This window comes from Variovorax paradoxus B4 (assembly GCF_000463015.1).
Lineage (GTDB): Bacteria > Pseudomonadota > Gammaproteobacteria > Burkholderiales > Burkholderiaceae_C > Variovorax > Variovorax paradoxus_E.
This window is the reverse complement of sequence record NC_022234.1, coordinates 1,149,127-1,174,918: the sequence shown is the minus strand read 5'-3', so window position 1 is coordinate 1,174,918 and position 25,792 is coordinate 1,149,127. Positions and strand designations below refer to the sequence as shown.

The following is a 25,792-nucleotide window of genomic DNA, read 5'->3' as shown; positions in this document are numbered from 1 at the left end:
TCTCTCCAACGGCGACTTGGGAGCGAGCCGCAATTGATCAAATTCCCGATCGACTTCTCGTGGGGGAGAAGAATGCGCAGCCTGCGGGGGGAGATCGCGCTTGGCTTCGGCGTCGTCATTGCGCTGATGCTCGCATTGGGCGCGTCCTTCTATCTCAGCGAACAGCGCTCCGCGGCGGCCATCGACAAGCTGCTGAACAGCGACAACCGGATGGCGGACCTGAGCCTGCGCAGTTCGCTGGCGATGTACAAGGCCCGCGACGCCGAGAACGAACTCCTGCTGTCCGTGGACCGGCTCGGGGTGGCGCAGGCGAGCGCGCGCTCCCTGCCGGCCATGCAAAACCATCTGCTGGACATGCGGGAGTACCTCGCCAGCCTTCGGATCCTCTCGACCGATCCGAAATTCAGGGACCAGGTCGACCGGATCGAGACCCAGACCCGGCAGTACGAGGACGGATTCCTCGCGTTCATCGCGCGGCATGGCAAGGAAGGCTCTCTGGACCCGGCCCCTGCGTTTCACCAGGGCTACGTCGACACGGCCGTTGCCATCGAGTCCTCGGTGGAGGCGCTGCACACCGAGGCGACCAAGCGCGCGCTCCAGACGCGCAACGATGTCGAACGCGCCGCCAAATTCTCGCGCTGGGCCGCCATTGCCATGGTCGTCCTGGCCACCGTTCTGGGCGCGGTGGTCGCGAGCATCGTCTCGCAACGCATCACGGGCTCCATCGCGCAGCTCATCGCCTTTTCCCGGCGTGTCGCCGCGGGAGACTTCGGTGCCAGGGCGCCGCAGGGCCGCGCGGATGAATTCGGCATCCTCGCGAACGCGATGAACCAGATGGCCGAGTCGATCGAGAATTCCAATGCGCTGCTGGAAAGCAGCGCCGACCGCCTGAAGCACCAGGCCACCCACGACGTACTGACGGGGCTTCCGAACCGCGCGCTGCTGGAGGATCGCCTCAGGCAAGCCGTCTCGTATGCCGATCGATACGGCCGGCTGATGACGGTGGTGTTCATCAACCTCGACGGCTTCAAGCTGGTCAACGACAGCCTGGGCCGCAAGGCCGGCGACGAATTGCTGAAGGTCATGGCCGAACGCATGACCCAGTGCCTGCGCAGCGTGGACACGGTGGTGCGAACGGGCGGAGACGAATTCGTGATCGTCCTGTACGACCAGCCCGGAGACGGAACGGAGGTCGCCCCGGCCCTGCAGAGGCTGCAGGAGGCCATTGCGCAGCCCGTCGAGATCGATGGCCAGGGGGTCCAGGTCACGGCCAGCCTGGGCGTGGCCACCTATCCTGCGGACGGGGCCGACGTCGACACCTTGCTCATGAACGCCGATGCCGCGATGTCCCGCGCCAAGGCCTCGGGGCGCAACAATTTCCAGTTCTATGCGGCCGAGATGAACGACGCGATCCGCGACGGGCTCGCCATGCGCGAAGGACTGCGCAATGCCATCGTGCGGGGCGAGTTCCACCTCGTGTACCAGCCCCAGGTGGAAATGGGATCGGGCCAGGTGACGGGCGTGGAGGCATTGATCCGCTGGCAGCATTCCGAGCGCGGCCTGGTATCTCCGGTGGAATTCATTCCGCTGGCGGAAGAGACCGGCCTCATCGTTCCCATCGGCGAATGGGTGCTGCGCACCGCCTGCTTCCAGAACAAGGCCTGGCAGGACGCGGGCCTGCCGGCCTTCAGCGTTTCGGTCAATGTGTCGGCGCGGCAGTTCAGGGAACGGACCTTGATCGAACAGGTCGCCCAGGCGCTCGAGGAAAGCGGGCTCGAAGCCCGCTTTCTCGAGCTGGAACTGACCGAAAGCATGGTCATGGAAGACCTCGAGAAAGCCCTGCAGTCGATGAAGGCCCTGCAAGCGATGGGCGTGCAGTTCTCCATCGACGATTTCGGAACCGGCTATTCGAGCCTGAGCGCGCTCAAGCGCTTTCCCATCGCCAGGCTGAAGATCGATCGCGCCTTCGTGCGCGACATTCCCGGCGACGAAGAGGACAAGGCCATCGCCAAGGCCATCATTTCTCTGGGGCACGAGCTCAATCTCAGGGTGATCGCCGAAGGCGTCGAGACCGAGCAACAGCTGGAATTCCTGCGCGCCCACGGTTGCGACGAAATGCAGGGCTATCTCTTCAGCCGGCCCGTGCTGCCCGCCGAGCTTGCCGCCCTGGTCAAGACGCGCTCCGGCATTGCGGCGGCAGGCGGTACGTCCGTTGCGCGCCCGAGGCGGATGGCGACACGCTGAGCCTTCACACGCCGGACTGGCGCAAGGCAGCGGCGTTCCGGGCGAGCGCGATCGCGTCGGCACCCGCCGGATACCGGAGCGTTGCGGCGGGGTCGCCCGCGGCGCGCCACACGGCCTCGGCCACGTCCGGCTCGGCGGTCACAGCCGTCGGGCTCCCCAGCGCCGCGAAGATGGACTGCGCGAAGGGGCCATAGGCCTCGGGAATCAGGCCTTGCATGCGCTCGGCCCCATTGGCCGTGAAGCGCGTGCCCGGCCCATAGCCGGGCTCGACGAGCTTCACCCGAACGTCGAACGGGGCGAGCTCGAGCGCCAGCGACGCCGTGAAACCCTCGATCGCGGTCTTGCTCGCGGTGTACGCCGCCACGAGCGGCATCGGCGCGAGCGTGACGCTCGACGTCACGTTGATGACCAGCCCCGACCTGCGGCGCCGGAACTGCGGCAGCACGGCCTGGGTCATCGCCATCGTGCCGAAGGTGTTCGTTTCGAAGATGTCGCGCACGGTGGCCATCGGCGTCGCCTCGAACGCCCCGAAGAGTCCGAGGCCGGCGTTGTTCACGAGGACGTCGATCGGTCCGGCGGCTTCGAGCGCGGCGGCAATGCTTTCGGGCTTCGTCACATCCAGGGGCAGCACGCGCAGGCGCTCCGAAAGCGGGAAGAGTTCGGCGCGCGGCGTCCGCATGGTGGCGATCACCTGCCAGCCCCGGGCCTGGAAGTGGCGCGCGGTTTCCAGGCCGTAGCCGGACGAGCAGCCGGTGATCAGGATGGTCTTCATCGGAATTCCTTTGAGCTTGGGTTGAGGTGCGTCACGATATCGCCGGCCGGAAGGACTTCCTATAATTCGGAGTCCGTACTTTGTTTGCAGGAGTCCTGCATGGCTGATCCGCTCGCCCAAGTCGTCCAGCTGCTTCGCCCGCGCGCGGTGTACGCGAAGGTGATCAGCGGCGCCGGTTCGTGGGCGGTGCGCTATTCGGCCTTCGGCGAGCCCAGCTTCTGCACGATGCTCGAGGGCGAATGCGTTCTTGCGGTGGACGGGCAGCAACCCCTCGCCCTGGTCGCCGGCGACTTCGTGCTCATGCCGGCGACACCGGGATTCACCATGTCGGGTCTTGAGCCGGCGGTGCCGGTCGTCGTGGACCCCAAGCTGGCCCCCGCGCCGACGGACGAGATCCGCCACGGCAGGCGCGAAGGCCCGCCCGACATGCGGATGCTCGGCGGCTACTTCGCCTTCGATTCGCCGGATGCCTCGCTGCTGGCGTCGCTGCTTCCGACGCTGCTGCACGTGCGCGACATCGGGCGGCTTTCCGTTCTGGTGCAGCTCGTGAGGGAGGAGTCGCTCGAACAGAAGCCGGGGCGCGACCTCGTGCTCGAACGCCTTGTCGAACTGCTGCTGATCGAGGCTCTGCGCTCGACGCCCGGCGAAGCCGCGCCGCCGGGGCTGCTTCGCGGCCTGGCAGACCCGCGGCTGTCGATCGCGCTGCGGCATCTTCACGGCGACCCCGCGCATTCGTGGACGGTGGCCGACCTCGCAAGGAAGGCCGCACTGTCGCGCTCGGCGTTCTTCGATCGCTTCTCGCGCGCCGTCGGCCTGCCGCCGATGGAGTACCTGCTTGGCTGGCGCATGGCCATCGCGAAGGATCTGCTCGCTCGCAACGACGTCGGCATCGCAGAAGTTGCCGAACGCGTCGGCTATGGCTGCGCCAGCACGTTCAGCACGGCGTTCAGGCGCTGCGTGGGCCAACCACCGGGCCGCTACGCGCGGCAGCAGGCGCCGTGACCCGGCGCCTGGACGACGTCAGCGCAGGATGAAACCGGCCGCGCGCTCGGCCACCATGATCGTCGGTGCATTGGTGTTGCCCGAGACCATCGAGGGGAACACCGAGGCGTCGGCCACGTAGAGCCCCTCGGTGCCATGCACGCGGCAGGCCGGGTCGACCACCGCCATGGCATGCGTTCCCATGCTGCAGGTGCTGGTCGGGTGATAGAGCGTGGTGGCCTGGGCGCGCACGAACTCGGCCAGCGCCTCGTCCGACCGGGCCGCAGCGCTGCCCTCGAACTCCGCGGCAATCACCTCGCGCAACGGCGACTGCGCCGCGATGCGCCGCTGCAGCCGGATGCCCTCGACCACCAGCCGCAGGTCGGCGCCTTCGGGGTCGCTGAAGTAGCGCGGGTCGATCGCGGGCTGCTCGAGCGGATCGGCCGAGCGCAGCCGCAGGACGCCGTGGCTTTGCGGCCGCTGCGCCACCGAGAACAGCGTGATGCCGGGCTGCGTCGACTGGTAGCGCGCATGGTCGCGGTGCGACGCGGCGATGCAGTAGAGCTGCAGGTCGGGGTCCTCGGCCTCTGCCCCGATGCGCGCGAAGCCGCCGCAGGCCGACCAGTTGGAACTCAGCGGTCCGCTGCGCGTGGCCTCCCATTGCGCCAGGTCGGCGGCAGCCTCCGCGGCGCTCGCCTGTGCAATGCCGAAGCGCCGCGTGGTCGCGAAGCTCACGGGGCAATTGATGTGGTCCTGCAGGTTGCGGCCCACGCCGGGCAGGTCGAGCAGCGCACGGATGCCGAGCGCCGCGAGCTCGTCGGCCGGACCGATGCCCGAATGCAGCAGAAGTTGCGGCGAGCCGATGGCACCGGCGCAGAGCACAACCTCGGAAGACGCCTCGGCCGTGTGCGGCACACCGTTGTCCAGGAACGCCACGCCGGTCGCGCGCGTGCCCCTGAAGCGCGCGCGCAGCAGCACGGCGCCGGTGCGCACCGTGAGGTTGGGCCGCGCGAGCGCAGGCTGGAGAAAGGCCTTGCCGGTGCCGAAGCGCTCGCCGTCCTTGAGCGTCGCCTGGAACAGGCCGACGCCCTCTTGCGCATCGCCGTTGAAATCTTCATTGGGCGGCAGCCCCGCGGCCTGCGCGGCGTCGAGCCACAGGCGCTCCACGGGATCGATGTGGGCGACGTCCGAGATCACCAGTTCACCCTCGGCGCCATGCAGCGGCGAGCCGGTCCAGCGCAGGTTGCGCTCGGACTTCCTGAAGGCCGGCAGCACCTCGCGCCAGCCCCAGCCCGGACAGCCCGCCGCCTCCCAGCGCGCGTAGTCGGACGGCACGCCGCGCATGTAGATCATGGCGTTGAGCGCGCCCGAGCCGCCGATCATCCGGCCGCGCGGCCAGTACATGCGCCGCATGCGGCAGCCGGCCTGGGGCACGGTGTGGAAACCCCAGTCGACCTCGGTGTCGAGCATCAGCGGCCAGTGGGCGGGGATGTCGGCGTTGCGCGGGGCCGCGCGGCCGGCCTCCAGCAGCAGCACCTTGCGCGCCGGATCGGCCGACAGCCGGTTGGCCAGCACGCAGCCCGCGGAACCCGCGCCGACGATGATCGTGTCGTACATGAAGGAAGCGCTACAGCGCCGGATGCCGCCGGTGCCAGTCCGTCGCCTGCTGGAAGGCCCAGCCGGCGCGCACCAGCAGCTCTTCCTCGAAGTGGCGCGCGACGAACTGGAACGCGACCGGCGTGCCCGCATCGGTGAAACCGCCGGGCAGCGTGATCGTCGGGCTGCCGCTCATGTCCAGCGGACAGGTGTAGCGCAGCATCGCGGACATCAGCCCGGCGTCCTCGCCGAAGCTCAGCATGCGCTCGAGCGTCGGCGAGGCGACGCCCTGCGCGGGCATCAGCAGCAGGTCGATGCCCTCGAACATCTCGCGCACCCTGCCGCTGAAGGCATGGCGGCGGAGCACGATCTTCTGGTAGTCGATGCCGCTCTGCGCACGGCCCAGGTCGAGCAGGCCCGAGAGCGCGGGGCCGTACATCTGCTTGCGTGCAGGATAGGTCGACTCGTGCACCACGGCCGCCTCGATGCCGCAGAGCGGGAACCAGTCGGCGATGACCTGCGCCGGGTCGGGGAAGGTCACGTGGCGCACCTCGGCGCCGAGTTCGCGCACGGCCGCGAGCGCGCCTTCCATCACCTGCGCGGTGGCCGCATCGACGCCCTCCCCGTTCCAGCGCGCGTCGATGCCCACGCGCAGGCCGCGCAAGCCGCGCTCCATGCCCGCGAGGTAGTTGGGCACGGCCGCGAGGCTCGCGGTCGGGTCTTTCGGATCGGCCCCCGCGATGGCGCCGAGCATCGCACCCGCATCGGCCGCGCTGCGCGTCATCGGGCCGATGTGGTCGAGCGTGGCGGCCAGCTCGAAGGCGCCATGGCGGCTCACGCGGCCCCAGGTCGGCTTCAGGCCGGTGAGGCCATTGGCGGAGGACGGAAAGCGGATCGAGCCGCCGGTGTCGGTGCCGAGCGAGCCATAGCACAGCCCTGCGGCCGTGGCCACGCCCGAGCCGCTCGACGAGGCACCCGACCAGTGCGCCGCGTTCCACGGATTGGCCGGCGGCGTGACGCTGGGGTGGTGGTCGGCGTAGGCGCTCTCGGTGAGCTGCAGCTTGCCGAGGATCACGGCCCCGGCTTCGCGCAGCTTGCGCACGGCGGTGCCGTCCTCGGTGGGCACGAAGTCGCGGTAGAGCGTCATGCCGGCGGTGGTGGCCACGCCTTTTGTCCAGCACAGGTCCTTCACCGCCACCGGCACGCCGTGCAGCGGCCCGCGGATCTCGCCCCGGGCGATCTCGGCCTCGGCGCGGCGCGCGTCGGCCAGCGCCTGTTCGGCCATCACGATCACATAGCTCTTGAGCGCGCCGTCGACCTTTTCGATGCGCGCGAGCTGCGCTTGCGTGACCTCGACCGGCGAGAGCGCCTGGCGCTGGATGCGCCGGCCGACGTCGACCAGCTCGAGGTAATGCAGTTCGTTGCTCATCCGTGGACTCCTGTGTATTGGCTCATGATTTCGAAATCGCCGAGGTGCTCGCGCGGGATCTCGCCGCCGATCTGGCCGCGCTTGATGACCAGCACGCGCTGCGACACGGCCGCGATGAATTCGAGGTTCTGCTCCACCAGCACGATCGTGAGCTTCATGCGGTCGCGCAGCGCGGCCAGCGTCTCGGCGATCTCCTCGATGATCGAAGGCTGGATGCCTTCGGTCGGCTCGTCGAGCAAGAGCAGCGTGGGCTTGCCGGCCAGCGCGCGCGCCAGCGCCAGCAGCTGCTGCTCGCCGCCCGAGAGCGAACCGCCGGGCCGCTCGAGCAGCGGCTTCAGGCGCGGAAAATCTTCCAGCAGCGCCTCGATGGTGTCCGTCGTGCGCTCGCCTGTCTTCACCAGGCCCATGCGCAGGTTGTCCATCGCGCTGAGCGCCGGAAAGATCTCGCGCCCCTGCGGCACATAGGCCATGCCCAGGCGCGCCCGCGCGTGCGGCGCATGGCGCGTGATGTCGGCGCCGTCGAAGCGCACCATGCCGGCAGTAGCGCGCAGCGCGCCGATCAGCGTGCGCAGCAGCGTGGTCTTGCCCATGCCGTTGTGGCCCAGGATGCCCACCGACTCGCCCCGTGCGATGGTGAGCGAAACATCGTGCAGCACCGGGATGGCCCCGTAGCCGGCATGGAGACCCGTGACTTCGAGCATGCGCGCCTTTCGGGTTCAGTGCGGCTTCTTGCCGAGGTAGATCTGCTGGATCAGCGGGTCGCTCATGATGCGGTCCGGCGTGTCCTCCTTGATCACGGCGCCCTGGTGCAGCACCGTCACCTTCTTGGCGATCATGCGGATGAAGTTCATGTCGTGCTCCACCACCACCAGCGCATGCTGGCGGTTGATCTCCAGGATGAGCTCGGCCGTGCGCGCCACCTCGGCGTCGCTCATGCCGGCGGCCGGCTCGTCGAGCAGGATCAGCGGCGGGTCGGCCGCGATCACCACGCCGATCTCCACCCACTGCCGCATGCCGTGCGCCAGACGGCCCGCCGTGACGTCGCGCCAGGCGTGCATGCCCACGCGCTCGAGCGTCTCGCGCGTGATGCGGTCGGCCTGCGCGGTGCTGTTCAGGCGCCGCGCCGAGAGCCAGACGTTCTCCCACACGCTCAGGCCGTTGAACAGGCTGGGCACCTGGGTCTTGATGCCGATCCCCAGGCGGCCCGGGTCGTGCGGCTGCATCTTCGAGATGTCCTGGCCGCGGAACAGGATCTGGCCCGAGGTCGGCTTGACCTGGCCGGTCAGCAGCTTGAAGAAGGTGCTCTTGCCGGCGCCGTTGGGGCCGATCACGCAGCGCAGCTCGGCCTCGGCCAGGGTGAAGTTGACGTCGCGCGTGGCATGCACGCCGCCGAAGCGCACGTTGAGGTTGCGCGTCTCGATCAGGGGCGTGCTCATGGCGCCGTCTCCGTCGCGGCCAGCGCGCGCGGCGGTTCCGTCGGAGCCGCCGCGGGCATGGCCACTTTCGGCGCGTGGGCTGGCGCCTTGCGCCAGCGCCGCCACGCCATGTCGATCAGGTCGCCGAGGGTCGGCACGATGCCGCGCGGCACCAGCAGCACGAAGACCACCAGGATGGCGCCGAGCACCAGGTTCGCGTTGAAGGCCTGCTGCGTGCCGATCTGCGAGGTGAGCCACTGGATCGCGACGCAGCCGACGATCGGCCCGACCAGCGTGCCCAGGCCGCCGACGATGACCCAGATGATGATCTGCGCCGACTGCGCAAGGCCGAAGATGGTCGGGCTCGTGAACGCGCCCCAGTTCGCGAACAGGCAGCCCGCCAGGCCCGCGATCGCGCCGCCCAGCGTGAAGCTGAAGAGCTTGTAGACGCGCGCGTCGTAGCCCAGGAGCAGCACGCGCTGCTCGTTCTCCTTGGCCGCCACGATCACGCGGCCGATCTTGGAGGCGATCAGCACGCGCAGTCCCAGGTAGACCAGCAGCAGGCAGGTGAAGGTGACGTAGAACAGGTCCTTCGGCGTCAGCACCTCGTCCTGCTGACCGGGCCAGTTGAGCGTCGGTATCGCCGGGATGCCGTTGAAGCCGCCCAGCGGCGCGCTGCCGATGCGCCACTCGGGCCCGGCGGTGGAGTTGACCAGGTTGAACAGGATCAGCGTGACGGTGAGCGTGATCACGCCCATGTACACGTCCGACAGCCGGCCGTAGAAGATCACGTAGCCCAGCAGCGCGGCGAACAGCGCCGGCACCACGATCGCGAGCAGGAAGGGCACGGTGCTGTCGCCCATGTTCATCACCGCGATCGCGTAGGTGTACGAGCCCAGGCCGAAGAAAGCGGCCTGGCCGAAGCACAGGATGCCGCCGAAGCCCCAGATGAAGGCCAGGCTCACACCGAGGATCGACATGACGGCGTAGATCGTGACCTCGATCAGCGTGTAGTCGTCCATCACGCCGGGCAGGCCGAAGAGCAGCGCGATGCCCACCGCCAGGCTGACCGCCGCGCTGGCCCAGGACTTGGCAAAACGGTTCACAGGGACCCCTTGAAGAAACGTCCGGTGATGCCTTGCGGCAGCAGCCGCAGCATCACGATGGCCGCGACGAGCAGCGCCACCTCGCCGAGCACCGGCGTGGTCGCGAAGGTCGCGAGCTGGTTGATGGCACCGAACAGGCCGGAGGCGCCGAGCAGGCCCGCGAGGATGGCCGGCCCGCCGCCGATCACGGTGATGAAGGCCTTGGCCACGAAGGCCGCGCCCATGGTCGGCACCACCCCGGTCAACGGCGCGAGCAGCCCGCCGGCCAGGCCGGAGAGCGCGGCGCCGACCGCGAAGGTGACCGAGTACACGCGGCTCGGGCTGATGCCCAGCGCGTTCGCCATGTCGGGCTTCTGCATGGTGCCGCGCGCGATCAGGCCGAGCTGCGTGCGCGTGAGCACGAAGCGGATCGCGAGTGCGAGCGCCACGGCCACCGCGATGATCACCAGCGTGTAGCCGCTGACCGAGTAGGCGCCGACCGAGAAGCTGCCGAGCGGCGCCGAGACGCCGGCGGTGGTGTTGCCCGCCACCGAGGTGACGATGCCCACCAGCAGCAGCGACAGCCCCCAGGTGGCCAGCATGGTGTCGACCATGCGGCCGTACAGGCGCCGGATGACCAGCCGCTCCAGCACCACGCCGACGACGCCCACTGCGATCGGCGCGACGACGAAGATCGCGATCCACAGGTTGATGCCGAGCTTGAGCGCCGCGATGACGGCATAGGCGCCGAGCATCATGAACTCGCCGTGCGCGAGGTTGATGACCTTCATCATCCCGAAGATGACGGCCAGCCCGGCCGAGACGATGACCAGGCTCGCCACCGCGTAGAGCACCTGGATGAGGACGACGAACGCGAGATCCATGTCGGCGCCCTGCCCTCAGACCTTGATCACGTACTGCTGGTTGTCCTTCGGATTCTTCACGAGGTTGCACACCGCGCTGGTGTCCACCGGGGGCTGCTGCTGGAAGGTCTCGACGATGTTGAGCTGCTTGTTGCGCACCTCCGCGATGCTCACGTTCAGCACGCAGTGGTGGGTGGCCGCATCGAGCGTGACCTTGCCGCTCGGGCCGTCGATGCTGATGCCGGTCTCCAGGGCCGCGATCATCTTCTCGCGATCCAGCGAGCCGGCCTTCTTCACGCCCTCGGCCCAGAGCTTGAAGCCCTGGTAGGTGCCCATCGCGAGTTCGGTGATGTTGGGGTAGTCGGCACCGAAGCGCTTGTAGAAGCGCTCCTTGAAGGCCTTGTTCTGCGGCGTGTCGAGGTTCTGGAAATAGTTGTACGAAATGAGGAAGCCGTCGGTCTCGGCCTGCGACAGCACGATGTGCTCGTTGCCGCCCGCAAACGTCGTGGACGCGAGCGGGATCTTCTTCGTCAGGCCCGCCGCGGCCCACTGGCGGTAGAAGGAGATGTGCGCGCCGCCCACCAGCGCCGAGACGATCATGTCGGGCTTGGCCGCCTCGATCTTCGAGATGGTCGGGCCGAAGTTGGTCACGTCGAGCGGGAAGAAGTCGATGGAAGCCACCGAGCCGCCGTTGTCCTGCACGAACTTCTTCACCCACTGCGAAGTGATCTGGCCGTAGTTGTAGTCGGCCGCCACCACGTAGACCTTCTTGCCCCACTTCTTCATCGCATAGGGGATGAGCTTGGCAACGGTCTGCCCGGGCGTGACGCCGGTGCAGAAGGTGTTGCGGTCGCACACGCCGCCCTCGTACTGCGTGTTGTAGAAGTACAGCGTCTTGTTGCGCGTGAGCACCGGCCGGATCACCTCGCGCGAGGCCGAGGTGATGCCGCCCATCACCACCGTCGACTTGTCCTTGAGCGCCGACTGCTGCGCGAACTGCGCGTAGAGCTGCATGTTCGACTGCGGGTCGTAGGTGGCCAGCCTGAGCTTCTTGCCCAGCAGGCCGCCGGCCGCGTTCTGCTCCTCGACCGCGAGCGTCATGCAGTCGGCCATCGGCTTGCCGTAGATGTCCAGTCCGCCCGACATGTCGACGATGCTGCCGACGACGATCTCGTCGGCCGCCATGGCGGCCATCGGGAACAGCGGCACCGCGGTGCCCGCCAGGGCGGCGGCCGACGACTGGATGAAGGAACGACGATCCATGGAACTAACTCCTCGTTGGTTGGCGGGCGCAGCCGCCGCTGTGTGTTTGAGAAAGGCAGGAACGGAAGAAAGCGGGGGAAAGCGTCAGATGGCTTTCCAGTCGCCGGCCTGCTCGAAGGCATAGGCGGCGCGGTAGATGGTGGCTTCGTCGTGGTGGCGGCCGGTGAGCATCATCCCGACCGGCAGGCCGTCGACGAGCCCGCAGGGCACGCTCATCGACGGGTGGCCCGTGACGTCGAAGGGACAGGTGTTGGGCAGCACCTCGAAGGCGCGCGTGACCACCTCCTCGATGCCCGCGCCGGGCGGCGGCAGCGGCGTGGCCGTGATCGGCAGCGTGGGCATCAGCAGCAGGTCGAAGTCGGCCAGCGTGCTGTCGTAGGCCGCGGTCAGCTGGCGTGCGAGGTTCTGCGCCTTGGCGTAGTAGTGGCCGCGGTAGTGCTTGATGAAGTACTCCCCCAGCACCATGGTGAGCTTGAGCGTTTCCGAGAGCTCGTCGGCGCGCTGCTTCCAGCCGGCGTGGAAGTCGACCATGCTCGTGACGTAGAGGCCCTTCCAGTTGAAGCCGTGGCCGTTGTCCTTCATCATCTGCTGGGTCGCGCCCTCGGCGGCGATCGGCAGCCAGATCGCCGGACCGACCGCATGCATGGGCACCGACACCTCGCTGACGATCGCGCCCAGCCGGGTGAACACCTCGGCCGCCTTGCGCACCTTGGCGCCGACGGCGGCATCCGACTGGGGCCAGCCGAAGCCCTCCTTGACGATGCCGATGCGCAGGCCGCGCACGCCGTCCTTCATGAGCTCGCTGTAGGGCTTGGCGGCCTGGCCCGCATGCTGGCGCGGATCGAGCCCGTCGGGGCCGGCCAGCACCTCGAGCATCAGCGCGTTGTCGGTCACGTTGGCCGTCATCGGGCCCGTGTGGTCGAGGGTGAGTTCGATCGGCATCACGCCCGTGTACGGCACCAGGCCATGCGTGGCCTTCATGCCGTAGATGCCGCAGTACGACGCCGGCATGCGGATGGAGCCGCCCTGGTCGCCGCCGATGGCAAGGTCCACCTCGCCCGCGGCCACCAGCGCCGCGCTGCCCGACGAGGAGCCGCCCGCCGAGTAGCCCATGCGGTGCGGGTTGTGCACCGGCCCCGAGGCGCTGGTGTGCGAGCCGCCCGAGAAGCAGAAGTATTCGCAGACCGACTTGCCCACCACCGTGGCGCCGGCATCGAGCAGCCGCGTGACGACCGTGGCGTCGACGTTCGGCACATAGCCTTCGAGCGTGGAGGCGCCGTTCATCATCGGCACGCCGGCCAGGCAGACGTTGTCCTTCAGCACCACCGTCTTGCCGGCGAGCTTGCCCTCGGGCTTGCCCTTGATCGTGGTCTTGACGTACCAGGCGCCGTACCTGTTCTCCTCGCCCAGCGGGCGGTAGCCGGGCGTGCGCGCGTAGCTCACCACGGGCAGGTAGTCGGGCATCGCGTCGACCGCGTCGTAGGCGTCGAAGTTGGCCTGCAGCAGCGCGTTGTAGCTGCTCGCCTGCGCTTCGGACAGGTGGATGCCCAGACTCAGTGCGACGTCTTGCAGCTGGTCCAGGGTGGGGCGCTTGATGGCCATGAACGACTCCGTGTTTCGGGTGGAAGGGTTCGCCTGCAGCCCATCGGGCATGGGCGCGACACGGATGGATTCTGGAATCTGATATTTTCCAAGTCAAGCATTTTATTTTCCAAGGAAAACAAAATGCCTGGTGGAGCCGCTCACAGCTGCGTGATCACGCGGAACACGTTGCCCTCCGCACGGGCCAGGTAGATGGGGGTGTGGGTGATGCCGTCGGCGCCATAGGCCGCATCGCGCGCACTCCGGTAGCGCAGCGGCGAAGCGCCCAGGCGCTCATCGCAGGCCGCCGGGCGCCGCTGGCGCTCGAGCAGCGCCGCCAGGAAGTGCATGCCCTCGTAGGTCGACTGGCCGAAGGTGTTGAGCGTGGGCGCACGCTCGCCGAAGTGCGCGCGGTAGCGCTCCTTGAAGGCCAGGTTGGCTTCGGTGTCGAGCGTGGCGAAGTAGCCGCAGGCGACGTAGAGGTCCTCCGCGTTGTCGGCGCCGATGCCCAGCAGTTCGTTCTCGCCGATGGCGCAGGACAGCCTGAACATCGCGCGCGACAGGCCGGCGGCGCCGAAGGCGCGGTTGAACTCGATCGCGTCCTGCCCGACCAGCGACAGCACGACCGCGTCTGCCCTGCCCTGGCGCAGCGCGTCGAGCGCCTCGGAAAAGTCGGTGGTGCCGAAGGGCACGTACATCTCGCCGACCAGCTCGCCGCCGGTCTCGGCGATGTAGCCGCGCGCCATGCGGTGCGACACGTGCGGCCACACGTAGTCGTTGCCGATGGCGAACCAGCGCCGCGGGCGCTTGCGCGCGCCGAGCCAGCGGATCGCCGGCCCGAGCTGGCGCGCCGTCGTCTCGCCGATGGCGAAGACGCCCGGCGTCGACTCCCCGCCCTCGTAGAGCGGGGTGTAGACGAACGGGATCTGCCCGCCGACGGCCCGCAGGATGCGCTGGCGCACGGCGCTGGTGTGCATGCCGATGATGGCGTCGATGTCGCCCGCCTGCACCAGCTCGATCAGCGTGGCCTCGATGTCGGGCGCATCGTCCGCGGCGTTGACGGTCAAGAGCCGGCAGCCGCGCCCGCCGATGCCCGCCTCGCGGTTGAGCTCGGCGACGGCCAGCTTGGCCGACGACATCGCGGACGGCCCCCAGATGCCGGCCGTGCCGCCCAGCGGCACGCACAGCGCGATCTGCAGTTCCTGCCGCGCGAGCGCCGGCCGCTCGGCCCTCACGAACGGCGCGCCGGAACGCGGCGGACGCCGCGGCGCGCCACGCGGCATGAAGACGGGCGGGCGAGGCATGACCGATCCAGGGGAAGAAAACATCGGGAGCTCCCGGGCAACGCACCAAGACGGCAACTGGGGCAGACGCTATCGCAAAAATCGCGCCAATACTTTCCTGGGAAAAGGATCGTTGCTAAACTGGCGGCTCCCAACCACGCGACAAAGACCGTTGCCTCGCCCCATGCCCGAGCAAGACATTTCGCAGTATCTGGCGTATCTGCTGGCCTCCGCCAACCGGCGCATGCGCCTCGGCCTGGCCCAGTCGATCGCCGCAGAAGAGGTCACGGAGGAGCATTGGCGCATCCTCCAGGTGCTCGCCGACGAGCAGGGCCGCTCCATGGGCGACCTGGCCGAGTTGGTGCTGCTCAACCACCCGGCGCTCACCAAGAACATCGACAAGCTCGTGAGCCGCGGCCTGGTGCAGCGCGCCGCCGACGCGGCCGACAGCCGGCGGGTGCTGGTCTATGTCACCGACCTCGGGCTGGAGACGGTGTCACGGCTCAAGAAGAGCGTGGACGCGCACCACCATGTGATCGAGGAGGCGCTCGGCCCGCGCAAGACCAGCCAGCTCAAGAAGCTGCTGGAGACCTTCATCGACGAGTGCGAGGCGAACTGAGACGCGAGCAGCTGTGCGCTTCAAGCGATAAGTATGCGCTCACATAAAAGGCATCGTCAGATACCGGCCACGCCGCGCTGAAGCGCGAAATCCAGCAGCACGCGGTCGGAGGGCTCTTCGGGCCAGGTGTCCTCGGCCAGCCAGCGGAAGAAGGTGGTCGCGGCCACGCGGCTGGCGGGGCCGTCGCGCCGCCAGGCGCGCGCAATGGGGGCCGCCACCTGATCGAGCCGTTCGGCCTCGAAGCGCGTGCGCACCTCGGCCTGCATGGGCTGCGGCATCTCGGCGAACACGGCGCGCGCCTGCCCCATGCGGTCGTTCTCCCAGAGCTCGCGGATGCGCCGCAGCCGGTCGGCCTCCGACAGCACTGCCGCGGGCGGCGCCAGCGCGGGCGCCGCGCCGCTGCTGGGCGCCTGCTCCATCGCGGTCACGCCGGCGTAGCCCTTCTTCAGCGCGTCCTTGAAATAGGCCGCAGGCGACTTGAGCACGGGCATCGAGGCATTGCGCAGCCGCTGGTCCACATGGTCGAGCGTGGCGCGGATCTGCCCTTCGTCGGTGGTGGCATAGAGATCCTGGGCCTCGTCCTGTTTCAGGCCCAGCGCGATCAGGCGCCCCACCAGCTCCAGGTCGAAGACGTTGCGGTTCGACGCGCTGATGTCGCCCAGGCGCTGCTGGACCTTGGGAACGACCCGGAACTGGATCTCCTCGATCTTGCGGCCGCGCTTGTGCTCGATCAGTTCCAGCCCGAAGTCCTCGCACAGCGCGTCGATCTCGGCCAGCGCCTTGCTGATGACGTCGCGCTTGAGGAAGCGGTAGTCGACCTCCTTGATGTCGCTGCGCCCCGTCAGCACCGCGGCCCACCAGACGACGTCCTCGCGCATCGACAGCCGCCCCGGCGAGGTGAGATAGCGCGCGCCGATCTCGTACAGCACCGCCGCGGAATAGCTGCGCATCTGGCTGCTCATCTCGAGCAGCACGCGCGTGTATTGGTGCGGCTTGACCAGCCGCTCCTTGATCTCGTCCGGATAGCGCCAGGTCACCATGCAGGGCCGCCCCCTGCCCTGCTCTTCGATCGTGACCGTGCCGAGCAGCTGCGAGGACACCCACCGCTTCAGGGAACTGCTGCTGGTCGACCACTCGATGGTCGTGGCCTGCATGTCGCGCAGGTGCGATTTGAGCAGTTCGGTGTTGTTGGAGTTGAAGCGGGCGTCGCCGATCAGCTCGCTCAGGGTCAGCCGATAGACCGGCTCGTCCACGCCCTGGCGCTGCGAGTGGTAGAGCAGCGCGTTGTAGATGCGCCGCGACAGCAGGGTGAGGCGGCCGCGCTTGGGACGGATGGCAATGGCCTCGTTGGCCTTGGCAACGCTCTGTTCCTCCGCCGTGGGCGATGGCCGCGGCGGAGACCGGGATTGTGGATTTTCTTCTTCGACCATGGTCCGCAGCGGCAATCAGATGGTTTCACATCATGCCCGTGCATTGTGATTCAGTCAATTCACATTACACCGGCAATGGTGCCTTGGTATGTTTGCAGATAAACACTTGGGGAATTGAAGAATTGGGATTCCGTTTTCCTCCATCCTGACAGTCACTTACGGCCCCTGATGTGAGATCGGTTGGGATTGAATGTGAGAACGGCTGGGATTCGGCGTGAGCCTCGTTGGGAGACCGGGGCCGCTTTTGTGAGTCCGGATGGGTTCCAATGTGAGTGGATATGGGTTCCAGCCCCGGGCGGCGTCCCTGTTTGGGGGCCAAGACGGGCATCGGGTGCGCAAAAGACCTGCGCAGGGCGCCCTGCCCCCGGTTTTCGGGTGTTGCGGCGCCTCGGCTGCGAGGGCCCATGGCCTGGGTCCCCAATCCCTCTCACAATACTTCGCGGGACTCCGGCTGACTTCTCCGCGAAACTTGTTCATTCGACAGATTCTCATAGAATTGCCGTATTCTGTCGAATAAGGCCAAACAAAATGTCCGTTCCCGTCCCTCCCATCGGTGGAAACCTGGTTTCCAGCGACGTTCAGGTCCCTCCCCGCCAAACCATCAACATGCAGAAGATCGCGGCACTGGCGACTCGGGCCGGGTCGATGGTGGAGCAGATCCGGGGCATGCTGCTGGCGCCGGAAGCCCGCAAGATCCCCCCGACCTACTCCACCGCCCAGCTGGCCTCGCTCTGCGGCGTCGACAAGGCGCACGTGGCCTACCGCATCACCAAGGAAGACCTGCCAGCCGGCCGGCTGACGCCTTCGGGGGGCAAGCGGACTTTCGAACTGGACGAACTGCGCCGGTGGACCCGAACCTACCGCGCAGAAAAGATGCGGCCGGCCGGACGCAAGGCCATCACGATCGCCGTGGGCAACTTCAAGGGCGGCGTGGCCAAGACGACCACGGCCATGGTGCTGGCGCAGGGGCTCAGCCTGCGCGGGCACCGCGTGCTCGCGATCGATACCGATCCCCAGGGCTCGCTCACCACGCTGCACGGCCTGCTGCCGGAAGCCGAGGTCACGGAGGACATGACGATCGGGCCGCTGTGCGACGGCAGCGAGAACGACATCCGCTACGCCATTCGCTCGACCTACTGGGACGGCATCGATCTGGTCGCCGCCGCGCCCTTCCTGTTCTCCGCCGAGTTCGCCCTCCCCGCCCGCCAGATGCAGCAGCCCGGCGCCAAGTTCTGGGACGTGCTGAACGAGGGCCTGGAGACGGTGCGGGACCTGTACGACGTGATCGTGATCGACACGCCCCCTTCCCTTTCGTACGTCACGATCAATGCGCTGTGGGCCGCGAACGGGATCGTCGTGCCGGTGCCGCCCTCGGGCCTGGACTTCGCCTCGTCGGCGCAGTTCTGGTCGCTGCTCGCCGACCTGGGCGGCAACCTGGACGGCCAGAGCAAGGACCGCGAGGGCAAGGCCTTCGACTTCCTGCACGTGCTGCTGAGCCGCGTGGACGCGGCCGACCCGGCGATGCCGGCGGTGCGGCAGTGGATCCAGGCCACTTACGGCGAATACACTCTTCCCGTTGAAATCCCCAAGACCAGCGTGACCAGCAACAAGGCGGCCGAGTTCGCCACGGTCTACGATGTCCAGAAGTACGAGGGGGCCGCCAAGACATATAAGCGTGCGGTGGACGCCTACGACTCGTTCGTCGAACTCGTCGAGCAGTCGGTGATCGGCGCATGGACGGCCCAGGGGAGGGCCCAGCAATGAGAAAGCCGGCGATGCTTCCGGGAGCCTCTCTGGGTGGAAACCAGGTTTCCACCGGGCGGCGCGTTCCATCCGTACGCGGCGTACCGGACGCCGTGGAAACCTGGTTTCCACGGCCGCAGGCTCCGCAATTCCGATGCGGCGCGGCGACTCCGCGGTGCCCGTCGAAGGCCACGGGGCACACCTGCAGAAGGTCCCGTTTCCCGACATTGAGGGCGGCGCAAGCCGCGCCAAGGAGTGTCCATCATGGCTAGCACCCGCAAGCGGCTGGAGGCGTTGACCGCCGGCCTGATGCTTCCCGAAGCGGCAAAGGATCCGGTCGATGCGCCGGCCTCGACGTCCGCTCCCGCGGTGCCCCCGTCGGCATCGAGCGTCGTGGAAACCAGGTTTCCACCGGCCGTCGGCGGCTCGCTCGCGCCGCGCACCGGCCCCGGCCAGATGATGGCTTTCCGGGGCCAGATCCAGCAGGTCGAAGGAGAGATGGCGGCGCTGCGCGAAAAGCTCGGCCAGTACGAAGGCTCGCTGCCGACGCGGAAGATGGACCCGAAAACCATCCATCCCAGCCGCTGGGCAAACCGCCACGACGCCTCGTTCACGAGCAGTGCCTTCGCAGGCCTGAAGGCGGACATCGAGCACGCCGGCGGCAACGTCCAGGCGATCCTGGTGCGGCCGCTCAAGGACGAACCCGGCCAGTTCGAGATCGTCTTCGGCCACCGCCGGCATCGGGCCGCGCTGGAGCTCGGCATTCCGGTGCTGGCATCCATCTGGGTCGACGAGCTGGGCGATGCGGCGCTCTTCGCCGCGATGGACCGGGAGAATCGCGAACGCGCGGATCTGTCCAACTACGAACAGGGCCTGATGTACCAGCGCGCGCTGGAAGAGCAGCTGTTCCCGACGCAGCGCCAGTTGGCCGAAGCGCTCGGCGTGAGCCATACCTGGGTGCGCAAGGCGCTGATGGTGGCGCAGCTGCCGTCGGCGGTGGTGGAGTGCTTCCGCAGCCCTCTGGAGATCAGCTTTCGCCATGCCGAGCAGATCAATGCCGCCATGGAAAAAGACCGCCGCGGCGTCCTGAAGCGCGTGGAAAGACTGCGGGGCCACAGCCTCGCCCCGGCGATGGTCGTCGCAAGGCTGCTCGATGCCAAGCCCGGCTTCGAGCGCTCGGAGAAGCTCGACATCCTGTCCGCGGGGGAGAAGATCGGCACGCTGGTGCGTGCCAAGAGCGGAGAGATCACGATCACGATCGTTCCGGAAGCCGCCACCGGGGCCAGCCAGGAAGCGCTCGAAGCAGGCATCGCCGAAACCTTGCGCAAGGCACGCACGCTGTAAATTCGCCCGCCGGGGGAGGGCGGCACGGCAATTGTGAGAACCGTTGGGATTTGCTTCGGCCGCACCTTCAGGCGTTCCGCGGCCGCAGCGGCATCCAGGCCGGGAGCCCGCCGGCCGCCGGGCAGGGCAGAGGCCACGCCCGCCTGGGCCGCCTCACGGCGCCCGGCCCACCATTCGCGGGCCGGGCGGTGTCTTCGGCCGGACCACGACCGCGGGGGCTGGATGCTGATGGCAGGAGGCTGGACGACGCCCTCCGGCCGCGGGCCCGCGCAGACCGGCGCTTCGTACGCCGGACACGCGAGGCGCGGTCCTTGCACTAGCGCTTCTCCTTGTACTCGCCGTTCTTCTCCGATTTGCGCTCGACCTTGCACCGGCCGTCCCAGAACGCTTCCTTGTACTCGCGGCCACCATGTCGCCCCTTGCCGCGGCCGTGGCCGCTCTCGTCCTGATGTGGGTCCGCGGCTGCGGGTGAGATGGCACCGGCCGCGGGCAGGGTGGTCAGGGCCAAGGGGCGGAGAAAGTGATTCACGAAAGACCTCGGATGCGAACCGCAGGCATCGTATTTGGGGCAAGGCGGCCGGTGGCCATGGCCGGCGCAGCGCAGGCCCGGCAGGCGGATCGGGCCTGCAGGCAGGCGCCGCGCAGGCAGCGGATGTCAGCGATCGGCGGGCAGTTTCAAGGGCGCCAGGGGATCCGGCGGCACTTGGAAGACCTCGGTCAACCCGGATAAAATCCAATAAAATCAACAACTTAGACGAGAGTACTCGTGGAGATGCTTGATTGCAACACAAAATGTGTATTGATGATTACTTCAGTTATCATCAGCCAAATCATGACAACGACCACCGTACCAGACGGCCGGCCGGCATCCGCCACCGCCATGTTCCATCCCGCCGTCGCGGCGAGATGGAACGCCGCCTGAGTGCGACAGACATGCCTGCCGTTCCCACACCCTCCCAGCTGTCCCACATCGATGACGACGAGCTCGCGCGCCTGGCGTCGAGCTGGCGGGCCCTTGCGGGCCGCGGCGACCGCGAGGCGTTCGGCATCGCGCATGCGCTCGAGGTCGAGCAGCGCCGGCGCACGCGCGTGAGCCAGCTGCAGCAACTGCCCGAGGACCCCGGGCCCGCGCCGCGTCCGTGGTGGAAGTTCTGGCAGCCGGCCGGCGAGCGGAACCCGACATCGGCCTCATGAAGGCCGTGATTCCGCGCAAGCTGCACCGCGGACACTTCGCGTTCATGCGGGCGCTGGCCCAGGGGCTCGAGGAAAGGGCCAGCTGGGACCGCTACCTGCGGCTGGAGGGCGAGCACACCGACCTGCGCACCGTGCGCCGCACCATCGCCTGGATCCGCGACGAATTCGCGGCGGCGGCGCGGCGCGAGCACAGGCCCGGCACGGCCCGCCTGATCCTGCTCGATGCGGACCGTTTCTCCGCGGCCCCGGCGCTGCCGAGCCTTGCCGAGTTCGCCGAGGCGAACGGCATGGAGGATTTCTCCGAATCCGAACAGGTCGAGGCCTACGAGGCCGCCTACCCGGCCGCGGGCAAGGCCGGGCAGGGCGCCCGGCCCTCGCGGCGCGCGCGCGTGGTGGAGCGCCAGCTCGAGGCGCTGCGCTGGCTCGAGAACCTGGTTGCCCAGGACCCGCGCCCGCTCGACAGCGTGTCGGCATGGCTCAATCCCTCGGTGGCGAGCCGCCTGGAACGCGCCGGGCTGCGCACGCTCCACGCGCTCGTCGAGCACATCAACGGCATCGGCGCGCGCTGGTGGGTGCATGTGCCGGGCGTGGGCGAGCTGAAGGCGGGGCGGATTCTCGACTGGCTGCGGGCCAACGAGCAGGTGCTCGGGCTGCGCATCGGCGCCCACGCGATGACGCCCAGGGCGCAGCTCGGCCCGCTGGCGCTGGCCGAGGTGGTGCCGGGCGGCACCGCGCTCGTGCCCTACGAGAAATTCGTCCTCCCCGCCGAACTCGACGGCAGCGCAGGCACCAACCGCGCGCCGCGCGGGCAGTGCCTTCTCATGGCCGCCAACGACCACGAGGCCGTGGGGGCATGGCTCAGTGCCAAGCGCGCGGGCGATGCCACCGGTGACCTGTCGGCCACCCAGCGCGCCTACCGCAAGGAGGCCGAGCGCCTCCTGCTCTGGGCCGTGCTGGAGCGCGGGAAGGCACTGTCGTCGCTCACCGTCGGGGATGCGATCGACTACCGCGATTTCCTGCTCGATCCGCCCGCCCACTGGTGCGGCGCGCGCCATCACCAGCGCTGGTCGCCGCTGTGGCGGCCGATGGAAGGGCCGCTGGCGCCCTCGGCGCTGCGCCAGGCCATCGCGATCCTGCGAAGCCTGCACGCCTTCCTGGTGAACCGGAACTACCTGGTGGGCAATCCCTTTGCCACCCTGGCGCCGCCGGCCAGCCTGCAGCAGCCGCTGGACTCCAGCCGCGCGCTGAGCTTCGCGCAGTGGGACCACGTCGACGCACTGCTTCAGGCGCACGCCGACACGGAAGCCAGGCGCCGGCTGCGGCGCGGCATGCGCTGGCTCTATGCGACCGGCCTGCGGCTGGCCGAGATCACCAGTGCCAAGTGCGAGGATCTGCAGCAGGTCGAGTACCGCGGCGCCGACGGCGCGCTGGCCGTCGGCTGGCAGCTGGCGGTGGCCGGGAAGGGCGGGCGCGGCCGCCAGGTGCCGGTGCCGCCGGCGCTCGTGGCCGAGCTGGAGGACGAGCTCGCGCGGCATGGCTTCGAGCGGCAGGTCGGCGCCGTGAGCAACCGCGGCATCCACGTGCTGGCGCGATTCGACGCCGAACTCCGGCGTCCGGCCGCATGGTCCGCCTCGGGCCTGTACCAGGCGATCAAGGCCTTTGTCGCCCAGGCCGCCGCCGGCCTGCGCGGCCCCGACGCACAACAGCTCAAGAAAGCGAGCACTCACTGGCTGCGACACTCGCACGGATCCCATGCGCTTCGGGGCAGGGAAGGGCAGGTGCCGGTGCCGATCCAGGTCGTGCAGAACAACCTCGGACACGCCTCGGTGGGAACCACGGCCATGTACCTGGCCACGGCGCGCGCGCAGAGCCATACCGAATTGCGCTAGCTGCTAGCGCGCTTCGACGCTCGCTCGCCGGCGGAAATCTGCGCAAGATGCGCAGCTATGCATACATCGGTTCCCTGCCTTTCGGTCCGCGGTCGTCCGCCATGCCATTCCGCCACCGAGGCACGCCATGCCAGCTAGCGCGATGGACAAGGATTGGCTGTGTTTTCACCCGAACCCGTCGAAGCCGGGCTTCACGCTGCCGCCCGGCGCGGTGGATGCGCACTGCCACGTCTTCGGCCCGGGTGCCGTGTTCCCCTACGGGCCCGAGCGCAAGTACACGCCCTGCGACGCTTCGAAGGAGCAGCTCTTCGCCTTGCGCGACCTGCTGGGCTTCGAGCGCAATGTGATCGTGCAGGCGACCTGCCACGGCAGCGACAACCGCGCGCTGCTCGATGCCCTTGCGCACTCGAACGGGCGCGCGCGCGGCGTGGCCTCGGTCGCGCCCGACGTGAGCGAGGCCGAACTGCGCCGCCTGCACGAGGCCGGCGTGCGGGGCGTGCGCTTCAATTTCCTCAAGCGCCTGGCGGACTTCACGCCGCGCGAGGTGCTGATGAGCATCGCCGAGCGCATCGCCCCGCTGGGCTGGCACGTGGTCGTGTATTTCGAGGCGCAGGACCTGCCCGAGCTCTGGAATTTCTTCACCCGCCTGCCGACGATCGTGGTGGTCGATCACATGGGCCGGCCCGATGTGACCCAGCCGGTCGACGGGCCGCAGTTCGAGCGCTTCGTGCGGCTCATGCGCGAGCATCCGAAAGTGTGGTCGAAGGTGAGCTGCCCCGAGCGCGTGTCGGTCTCCGGACCGCCGACCTACGATGACGTCGTCCCGTTCGCGCAGCGCCTGGTCGAGACCTTCCCGGACCGCGTGCTGTGGGGCACCGACTGGCCGCATCCCAACCTCAAGACGCACATGCCCGACGACGGCACGCTGGTCGACATGATTCCGCGCATTGCGCGCACCGTGCAGCTGCAGCAGCAACTGCTCGTGGACAACCCGATGCGGCTGTACTGGGCCTGAGCGCGGCTGCCGCGGGGGAAGCCGGCGGCCCGCTCCAGAGGAGCCGCACCGCATGCCGACAAGCCTAGACTCCAGCCCCATGGACCTCAAGCAGCTGGAGTACTTCGTTCGCGTGGCCGAGCTGGGGAGCTTCACGCGGGCGTCGATCGTGATCGACGTGGCCCAGCCCGCGCTCAGCCGGCAGGTGCGCCAGCTCGAAGTGGAGCTGCGACAGAATCTTCTGACGCGCAATGGCCGCGGCGTCACGCTCACCGAGGCGGGCAAGCTGCTGCTGGCGCATGCCAGGGGCATCCTGCACCAGATCGAGCGCGCCAAGGAGGACCTCGGCCGGATGCGCGGCGCGCTGGCCGGCCGCGTCGCAGTGGGCCTGCCGCCGAGCATCGCCAAGCGCATTGCCGTGCCGTTGACCCGCGCCTTTCGCCAGCAGCTGCCCGATGCGCGCCTCGCCATCACCGAGGCGCTCTCGAGCGCCATGCAGGAATCGGTGACCGCGGGCCGCATCGACCTGGCGCTGCTCTACAACCCCGCGCCTTCGGCCGACATCGACAGCGTGGTCATCCTCGAGGAAGACCTGTACCTGGTCGGGCCGGCGGCGCAGCCCGGTGCCGAGCCCGATGCACAGGTTTCGCTGCGCGAGGTGGCTTCGCGGCCGCTCGTGATTCCGACCCAGCCCAACTCGATCCGCATGCTGGTCGAGGCGGAAATGGCCAACATCGGATGCCGCCCGACCATCGCGATGGAGATCGACGGCGTGGCCGCCATCCTCGATCTCGTCATCGACGGCGTGGGCTCGGCGGTGCTGTCCTCGAACGCGGTGCGCACGGCGCCGCGGCCGGAGGCTTTCGGCATCCGGCGGATCGTGGATCCTCCGCTGCGCAGCCGGCTGGCATTGGCCGTCAGTTCCCAGCGGCCGGCCACGCTCACCCAGCAGGCCGTTCTCAAGCTGGTGCGGGAGGTGGTGGATCAGACGATGAACGGGTCGCCGCCACCGGCGCGGCGTTGACGCGCCGCCCTCGCCCTGGCGCTCACTGTTTCGGAATGCCGGCCAGGCGGATGACTTCCGACCAGCGCTGAATCTCGTCCCTCAAGAGGTCCGCCTGCTGCTGCGGCGTGCTTCCCTGCGCCTCGACCCCGAGCTGGCGCAGCCGCTCCCTGACTTCCGGCGCGGCGAGCGCCGCGTTGGCTTCCTTGTTGAGCCTGGCGATGACGGCGGGCGGCGTCTTCGCGGGCACGGCAAAGGCGTTCCACGACGAGACCCTGAAATCGGGCGCGCCGCTCTCCGCGACCGTCGGCGTGTCCGGCAGCGCGAACGAGCGCTTCGCGCCCATGACCGCGATGGCGCGCAGCGACTTGCCGCCGACCTGTCCGAGGATCGGCGCGAGGATCTCGACGCCGGCGTCGATCTGTCCGCCCCGCAGCGCCGTGATCAGCGCGGGCGAGCCGTTGAAGGGAATCACCTGCGCGTCGATGCCGGTGCTGCGCTTGAGCAGCTCGGCCGCCAGGTGCTGCGTGCTGCCCACGTTGATCGTGCCGATGTTGACGGTGCCGGGATGCGCCTTGGCGTAGGCCAGCAGCTCCTGCATCGTCTTGAACCTGGCGTCGGCGGCCGTCACCACGGCCATGTCGAAATAGCCGAGCGTCGACACCGGCGCGAAGTCCCGGACGGTGTCGAACGGCAGGCGCTTGAACAGCCCCGCGCTGACGGCATTGCCGTTGGACATCAGCAGCATGGTGAGCCCGTCCGGCGCCGCCTTGGCCACCGCATCGGAAGCGACCACGCCGCCGGCGCCCGGCTTGTTGTCCACGATGATGCTCTGCCCCATGGACTGCGACATCTTCTGCGCGACGGTGCGCGCCGTGAGGTCGGCCACGCCGCCGGGGCCGAAGGGCACCACGAGGCGGATGGGCTTGGTGGACGATGGCCGCTGCGCGCTGGCGCCCGCGCAGAGCAACGAGAGTGCGGCCAGCGCGAGCGCCGAACGCCGGGTGGTTTTGAGCAGGATGTTCATGAGGTTCGACTCCGGTGTTGGACAAGCATGCGGGACA

At 68.6% G+C, this 25,792-nt stretch carries 22 protein-coding genes; 9 read left to right on the top strand and 13 right to left on the bottom strand.

Annotated features, from left to right (window positions below; translation table 11 throughout):
* Positions 1-72 precede the first annotated feature (72 nt).
* Positions 73-2,244: a putative bifunctional diguanylate cyclase/phosphodiesterase gene (locus VAPA_RS32620; protein WP_021004526.1), complete on the top strand. Its 2,172-nt coding sequence runs from the start codon at positions 73-75 to the stop codon at positions 2,242-2,244.
* 4 nt (positions 2,245-2,248) lie between these two features.
* Here the strand turns inward: VAPA_RS32620 and VAPA_RS32615 are convergent, their stop codons facing one another.
* The gene (locus VAPA_RS32615; RefSeq protein WP_021004525.1) at positions 2,249-3,016 is read right to left on the bottom strand and encodes an SDR family oxidoreductase; all 768 of its coding nucleotides are present in this window, start codon (positions 3,014-3,016) and stop codon (positions 2,249-2,251) included.
* A 99-nt stretch (positions 3,017-3,115) separates the two neighbouring features.
* Here VAPA_RS32615 and VAPA_RS32610 point away from each other — a divergent pair, with 99 nt between their 5' ends.
* Positions 3,116-4,018, top strand: a complete 903-nt coding sequence (locus tag VAPA_RS32610) for an AraC family transcriptional regulator (RefSeq protein ID WP_021004524.1) — start codon at positions 3,116-3,118, stop codon at positions 4,016-4,018.
* An 18-nt stretch (positions 4,019-4,036) separates the two neighbouring features.
* Here VAPA_RS32610 and VAPA_RS32605 read toward each other — a convergent pair whose 3' ends face one another.
* From VAPA_RS32605 to VAPA_RS32565, 9 genes are all read right to left on the bottom strand, one after another.
* Positions 4,037-5,614, bottom strand: a complete 1,578-nt coding sequence (locus VAPA_RS32605; RefSeq protein ID WP_021004523.1) for a GMC family oxidoreductase — start codon at positions 5,612-5,614, stop codon at positions 4,037-4,039.
* A 10-nt stretch (positions 5,615-5,624) separates the two neighbouring features.
* Entirely contained in the window at positions 5,625-7,022 is a 1,398-nt protein-coding gene (locus tag VAPA_RS32600; protein WP_021004522.1) for an amidase, read from the bottom strand.
* Positions 7,019-7,723, bottom strand: a complete 705-nt coding sequence (locus VAPA_RS32595; protein WP_021004521.1) for an ABC transporter ATP-binding protein — start codon at positions 7,721-7,723, stop codon at positions 7,019-7,021. The genes VAPA_RS32600 and VAPA_RS32595 overlap by 4 nt, the downstream gene beginning before the upstream one ends.
* Positions 7,724-7,738: 15 nt before the next feature.
* Entirely contained in the window at positions 7,739-8,458 is a 720-nt protein-coding gene (locus VAPA_RS32590) for an ATP-binding cassette domain-containing protein (RefSeq protein ID WP_021004520.1), read from the bottom strand.
* Positions 8,455-9,543 (bottom strand): branched-chain amino acid ABC transporter permease, encoded by a 1,089-nt coding sequence (locus VAPA_RS32585; protein WP_021004519.1) that lies wholly within the window; start codon positions 9,541-9,543, stop codon positions 8,455-8,457. Before VAPA_RS32585 ends, VAPA_RS32590 begins: the two co-directional genes overlap by 4 nt.
* A complete protein-coding gene (locus VAPA_RS32580) occupies positions 9,540-10,406 on the bottom strand; it encodes an ABC transporter permease subunit (protein WP_021004518.1) in 867 nt (288 codons plus the stop codon). Before VAPA_RS32580 ends, VAPA_RS32585 begins: the two co-directional genes overlap by 4 nt.
* 15 nt (positions 10,407-10,421) lie before the next feature.
* Positions 10,422-11,648 carry an urea ABC transporter substrate-binding protein gene (locus VAPA_RS32575; protein ID WP_021004517.1) on the bottom strand — a complete coding sequence of 409 codons (1,227 nt, stop codon included), beginning with the start codon at positions 11,646-11,648 and terminating at the stop codon, positions 10,422-10,424.
* 84 nt (positions 11,649-11,732) lie between these two features.
* A complete protein-coding gene (locus VAPA_RS32570) occupies positions 11,733-13,250 on the bottom strand; it encodes an amidase (protein ID WP_021004516.1) in 1,518 nt (505 codons plus the stop codon).
* A gap of 140 nt (positions 13,251-13,390) precedes the next feature.
* Positions 13,391-14,533, bottom strand: a complete 1,143-nt coding sequence (locus VAPA_RS32565) for a substrate-binding domain-containing protein (protein ID WP_230559072.1) — start codon at positions 14,531-14,533, stop codon at positions 13,391-13,393.
* Positions 14,534-14,696: 163 nt separating this feature from the next.
* On the opposite strand from VAPA_RS32565, the gene VAPA_RS32560 reads away from it, so the two are divergent.
* Positions 14,697-15,131 carry a MarR family winged helix-turn-helix transcriptional regulator gene (locus VAPA_RS32560; RefSeq protein WP_021004514.1) on the top strand — a complete coding sequence of 145 codons (435 nt, stop codon included), beginning with the start codon at positions 14,697-14,699 and terminating at the stop codon, positions 15,129-15,131.
* Between the two features lie 56 nt (positions 15,132-15,187).
* Here VAPA_RS32560 and VAPA_RS32555 read toward each other — a convergent pair whose 3' ends face one another.
* Positions 15,188-16,561, bottom strand: coding sequence for a replication initiation protein (locus VAPA_RS32555; protein ID WP_021004513.1), 1,374 nt, complete (start codon positions 16,559-16,561; stop codon positions 15,188-15,190).
* 528 nt (positions 16,562-17,089) lie between these two features.
* On the opposite strand from VAPA_RS32555, the gene VAPA_RS32550 reads away from it, so the two are divergent.
* Positions 17,090-18,325: an AAA family ATPase gene (locus VAPA_RS32550; protein ID WP_021004512.1), complete on the top strand. Its 1,236-nt coding sequence runs from the start codon at positions 17,090-17,092 to the stop codon at positions 18,323-18,325.
* 243 nt (positions 18,326-18,568) lie between these two features.
* Positions 18,569-19,648 carry a ParB/RepB/Spo0J family partition protein gene (locus tag VAPA_RS32545; RefSeq protein ID WP_021004511.1) on the top strand — a complete coding sequence of 360 codons (1,080 nt, stop codon included), beginning with the start codon at positions 18,569-18,571 and terminating at the stop codon, positions 19,646-19,648.
* Between the two features lie 316 nt (positions 19,649-19,964).
* On the opposite strand, the gene VAPA_RS35345 is transcribed toward VAPA_RS32545, so the two are convergent.
* On the bottom strand, positions 19,965-20,156 hold the full coding sequence (locus tag VAPA_RS35345) for a hypothetical protein (protein WP_230559071.1): 192 nt from the start codon (positions 20,154-20,156) through the stop codon (positions 19,965-19,967).
* Positions 20,157-20,581: 425 nt separating this feature from the next.
* Here VAPA_RS35345 and VAPA_RS32530 point away from each other — a divergent pair, with 425 nt between their 5' ends.
* The 4 genes from VAPA_RS32530 (at position 20,582) to VAPA_RS32515 (ending at position 24,749) form a co-directional block, all read left to right on the top strand.
* Complete coding sequence (locus tag VAPA_RS32530) at positions 20,582-20,842, top strand: hypothetical protein (protein ID WP_041946725.1); 261 nt, start codon at positions 20,582-20,584, stop codon at positions 20,840-20,842.
* Positions 20,839-22,731 carry a phage integrase family protein gene (locus tag VAPA_RS32525; RefSeq protein WP_021004508.1) on the top strand — a complete coding sequence of 631 codons (1,893 nt, stop codon included), beginning with the start codon at positions 20,839-20,841 and terminating at the stop codon, positions 22,729-22,731. The genes VAPA_RS32530 and VAPA_RS32525 overlap by 4 nt, the downstream gene beginning before the upstream one ends.
* Positions 22,732-22,858: 127 nt before the next feature.
* Positions 22,859-23,746, top strand: a complete 888-nt coding sequence (locus VAPA_RS32520) for an amidohydrolase family protein (RefSeq protein WP_021004507.1) — start codon at positions 22,859-22,861, stop codon at positions 23,744-23,746.
* Positions 23,747-23,825: 79 nt separating this feature from the next.
* Positions 23,826-24,749: a LysR substrate-binding domain-containing protein gene (locus VAPA_RS32515; protein ID WP_021004506.1), complete on the top strand. Its 924-nt coding sequence runs from the start codon at positions 23,826-23,828 to the stop codon at positions 24,747-24,749.
* A 22-nt stretch (positions 24,750-24,771) separates the two neighbouring features.
* Here the strand turns inward: VAPA_RS32515 and VAPA_RS32510 are convergent, their stop codons facing one another.
* Entirely contained in the window at positions 24,772-25,755 is a 984-nt protein-coding gene (locus VAPA_RS32510; protein WP_021004505.1) for a tripartite tricarboxylate transporter substrate binding protein, read from the bottom strand.
* Between the last annotated feature and the right edge of the window lie 37 nt (positions 25,756-25,792).

What these genes read in the sequence shown, in the direction of transcription:
- VAPA_RS32600 (WP_021004522.1), bottom strand. Translation starts at nt 7,022, where the DNA reads ATGAGCAACGAACTGCATTACCTCGAGCTGGTCGACGTCGGCCGGCGC.
- VAPA_RS32545 (WP_021004511.1), top strand. Translation starts at nt 18,569, where the DNA reads ATGGCTAGCACCCGCAAGCGGCTGGAGGCGTTGACCGCCGGCCTGATG.
- VAPA_RS32595 (WP_021004521.1), bottom strand. Translation starts at nt 7,723, where the DNA reads ATGCTCGAAGTCACGGGTCTCCATGCCGGCTACGGGGCCATCCCGGTG.
- VAPA_RS32565 (WP_230559072.1), bottom strand. Translation starts at nt 14,533, where the DNA reads ATGCCTCGCCCGCCCGTCTTCATGCCGCGTGGCGCGCCGCGGCGTCCG.
- VAPA_RS32605 (WP_021004523.1), bottom strand. Translation starts at nt 5,614, where the DNA reads ATGTACGACACGATCATCGTCGGCGCGGGTTCCGCGGGCTGCGTGCTG.
- VAPA_RS32575 (WP_021004517.1), bottom strand. Translation starts at nt 11,648, where the DNA reads ATGGATCGTCGTTCCTTCATCCAGTCGTCGGCCGCCGCCCTGGCGGGC.
- VAPA_RS32615 (WP_021004525.1), bottom strand. Translation starts at nt 3,016, where the DNA reads ATGAAGACCATCCTGATCACCGGCTGCTCGTCCGGCTACGGCCTGGAA.
- VAPA_RS32620 (WP_021004526.1), top strand. Translation starts at nt 73, where the DNA reads ATGCGCAGCCTGCGGGGGGAGATCGCGCTTGGCTTCGGCGTCGTCATT.
- VAPA_RS32530 (WP_041946725.1), top strand. Translation starts at nt 20,582, where the DNA reads ATGCCTGCCGTTCCCACACCCTCCCAGCTGTCCCACATCGATGACGAC.
- VAPA_RS32515 (WP_021004506.1), top strand. Translation starts at nt 23,826, where the DNA reads ATGGACCTCAAGCAGCTGGAGTACTTCGTTCGCGTGGCCGAGCTGGGG.
- VAPA_RS32570 (WP_021004516.1), bottom strand. Translation starts at nt 13,250, where the DNA reads ATGGCCATCAAGCGCCCCACCCTGGACCAGCTGCAAGACGTCGCACTG.
- VAPA_RS32510 (WP_021004505.1), bottom strand. Translation starts at nt 25,755, where the DNA reads ATGAACATCCTGCTCAAAACCACCCGGCGTTCGGCGCTCGCGCTGGCC.
- VAPA_RS32550 (WP_021004512.1), top strand. Translation starts at nt 17,090, where the DNA reads ATGTCCGTTCCCGTCCCTCCCATCGGTGGAAACCTGGTTTCCAGCGAC.
- VAPA_RS32525 (WP_021004508.1), top strand. Translation starts at nt 20,839, where the DNA reads ATGAAGGCCGTGATTCCGCGCAAGCTGCACCGCGGACACTTCGCGTTC.
- VAPA_RS32590 (WP_021004520.1), bottom strand. Translation starts at nt 8,458, where the DNA reads ATGAGCACGCCCCTGATCGAGACGCGCAACCTCAACGTGCGCTTCGGC.
- VAPA_RS32580 (WP_021004518.1), bottom strand. Translation starts at nt 10,406, where the DNA reads ATGGATCTCGCGTTCGTCGTCCTCATCCAGGTGCTCTACGCGGTGGCG.
- VAPA_RS32610 (WP_021004524.1), top strand. Translation starts at nt 3,116, where the DNA reads ATGGCTGATCCGCTCGCCCAAGTCGTCCAGCTGCTTCGCCCGCGCGCG.
- VAPA_RS32560 (WP_021004514.1), top strand. Translation starts at nt 14,697, where the DNA reads ATGCCCGAGCAAGACATTTCGCAGTATCTGGCGTATCTGCTGGCCTCC.
- VAPA_RS32555 (WP_021004513.1), bottom strand. Translation starts at nt 16,561, where the DNA reads ATGGTCGAAGAAGAAAATCCACAATCCCGGTCTCCGCCGCGGCCATCG.
- VAPA_RS32520 (WP_021004507.1), top strand. Translation starts at nt 22,859, where the DNA reads ATGCCAGCTAGCGCGATGGACAAGGATTGGCTGTGTTTTCACCCGAAC.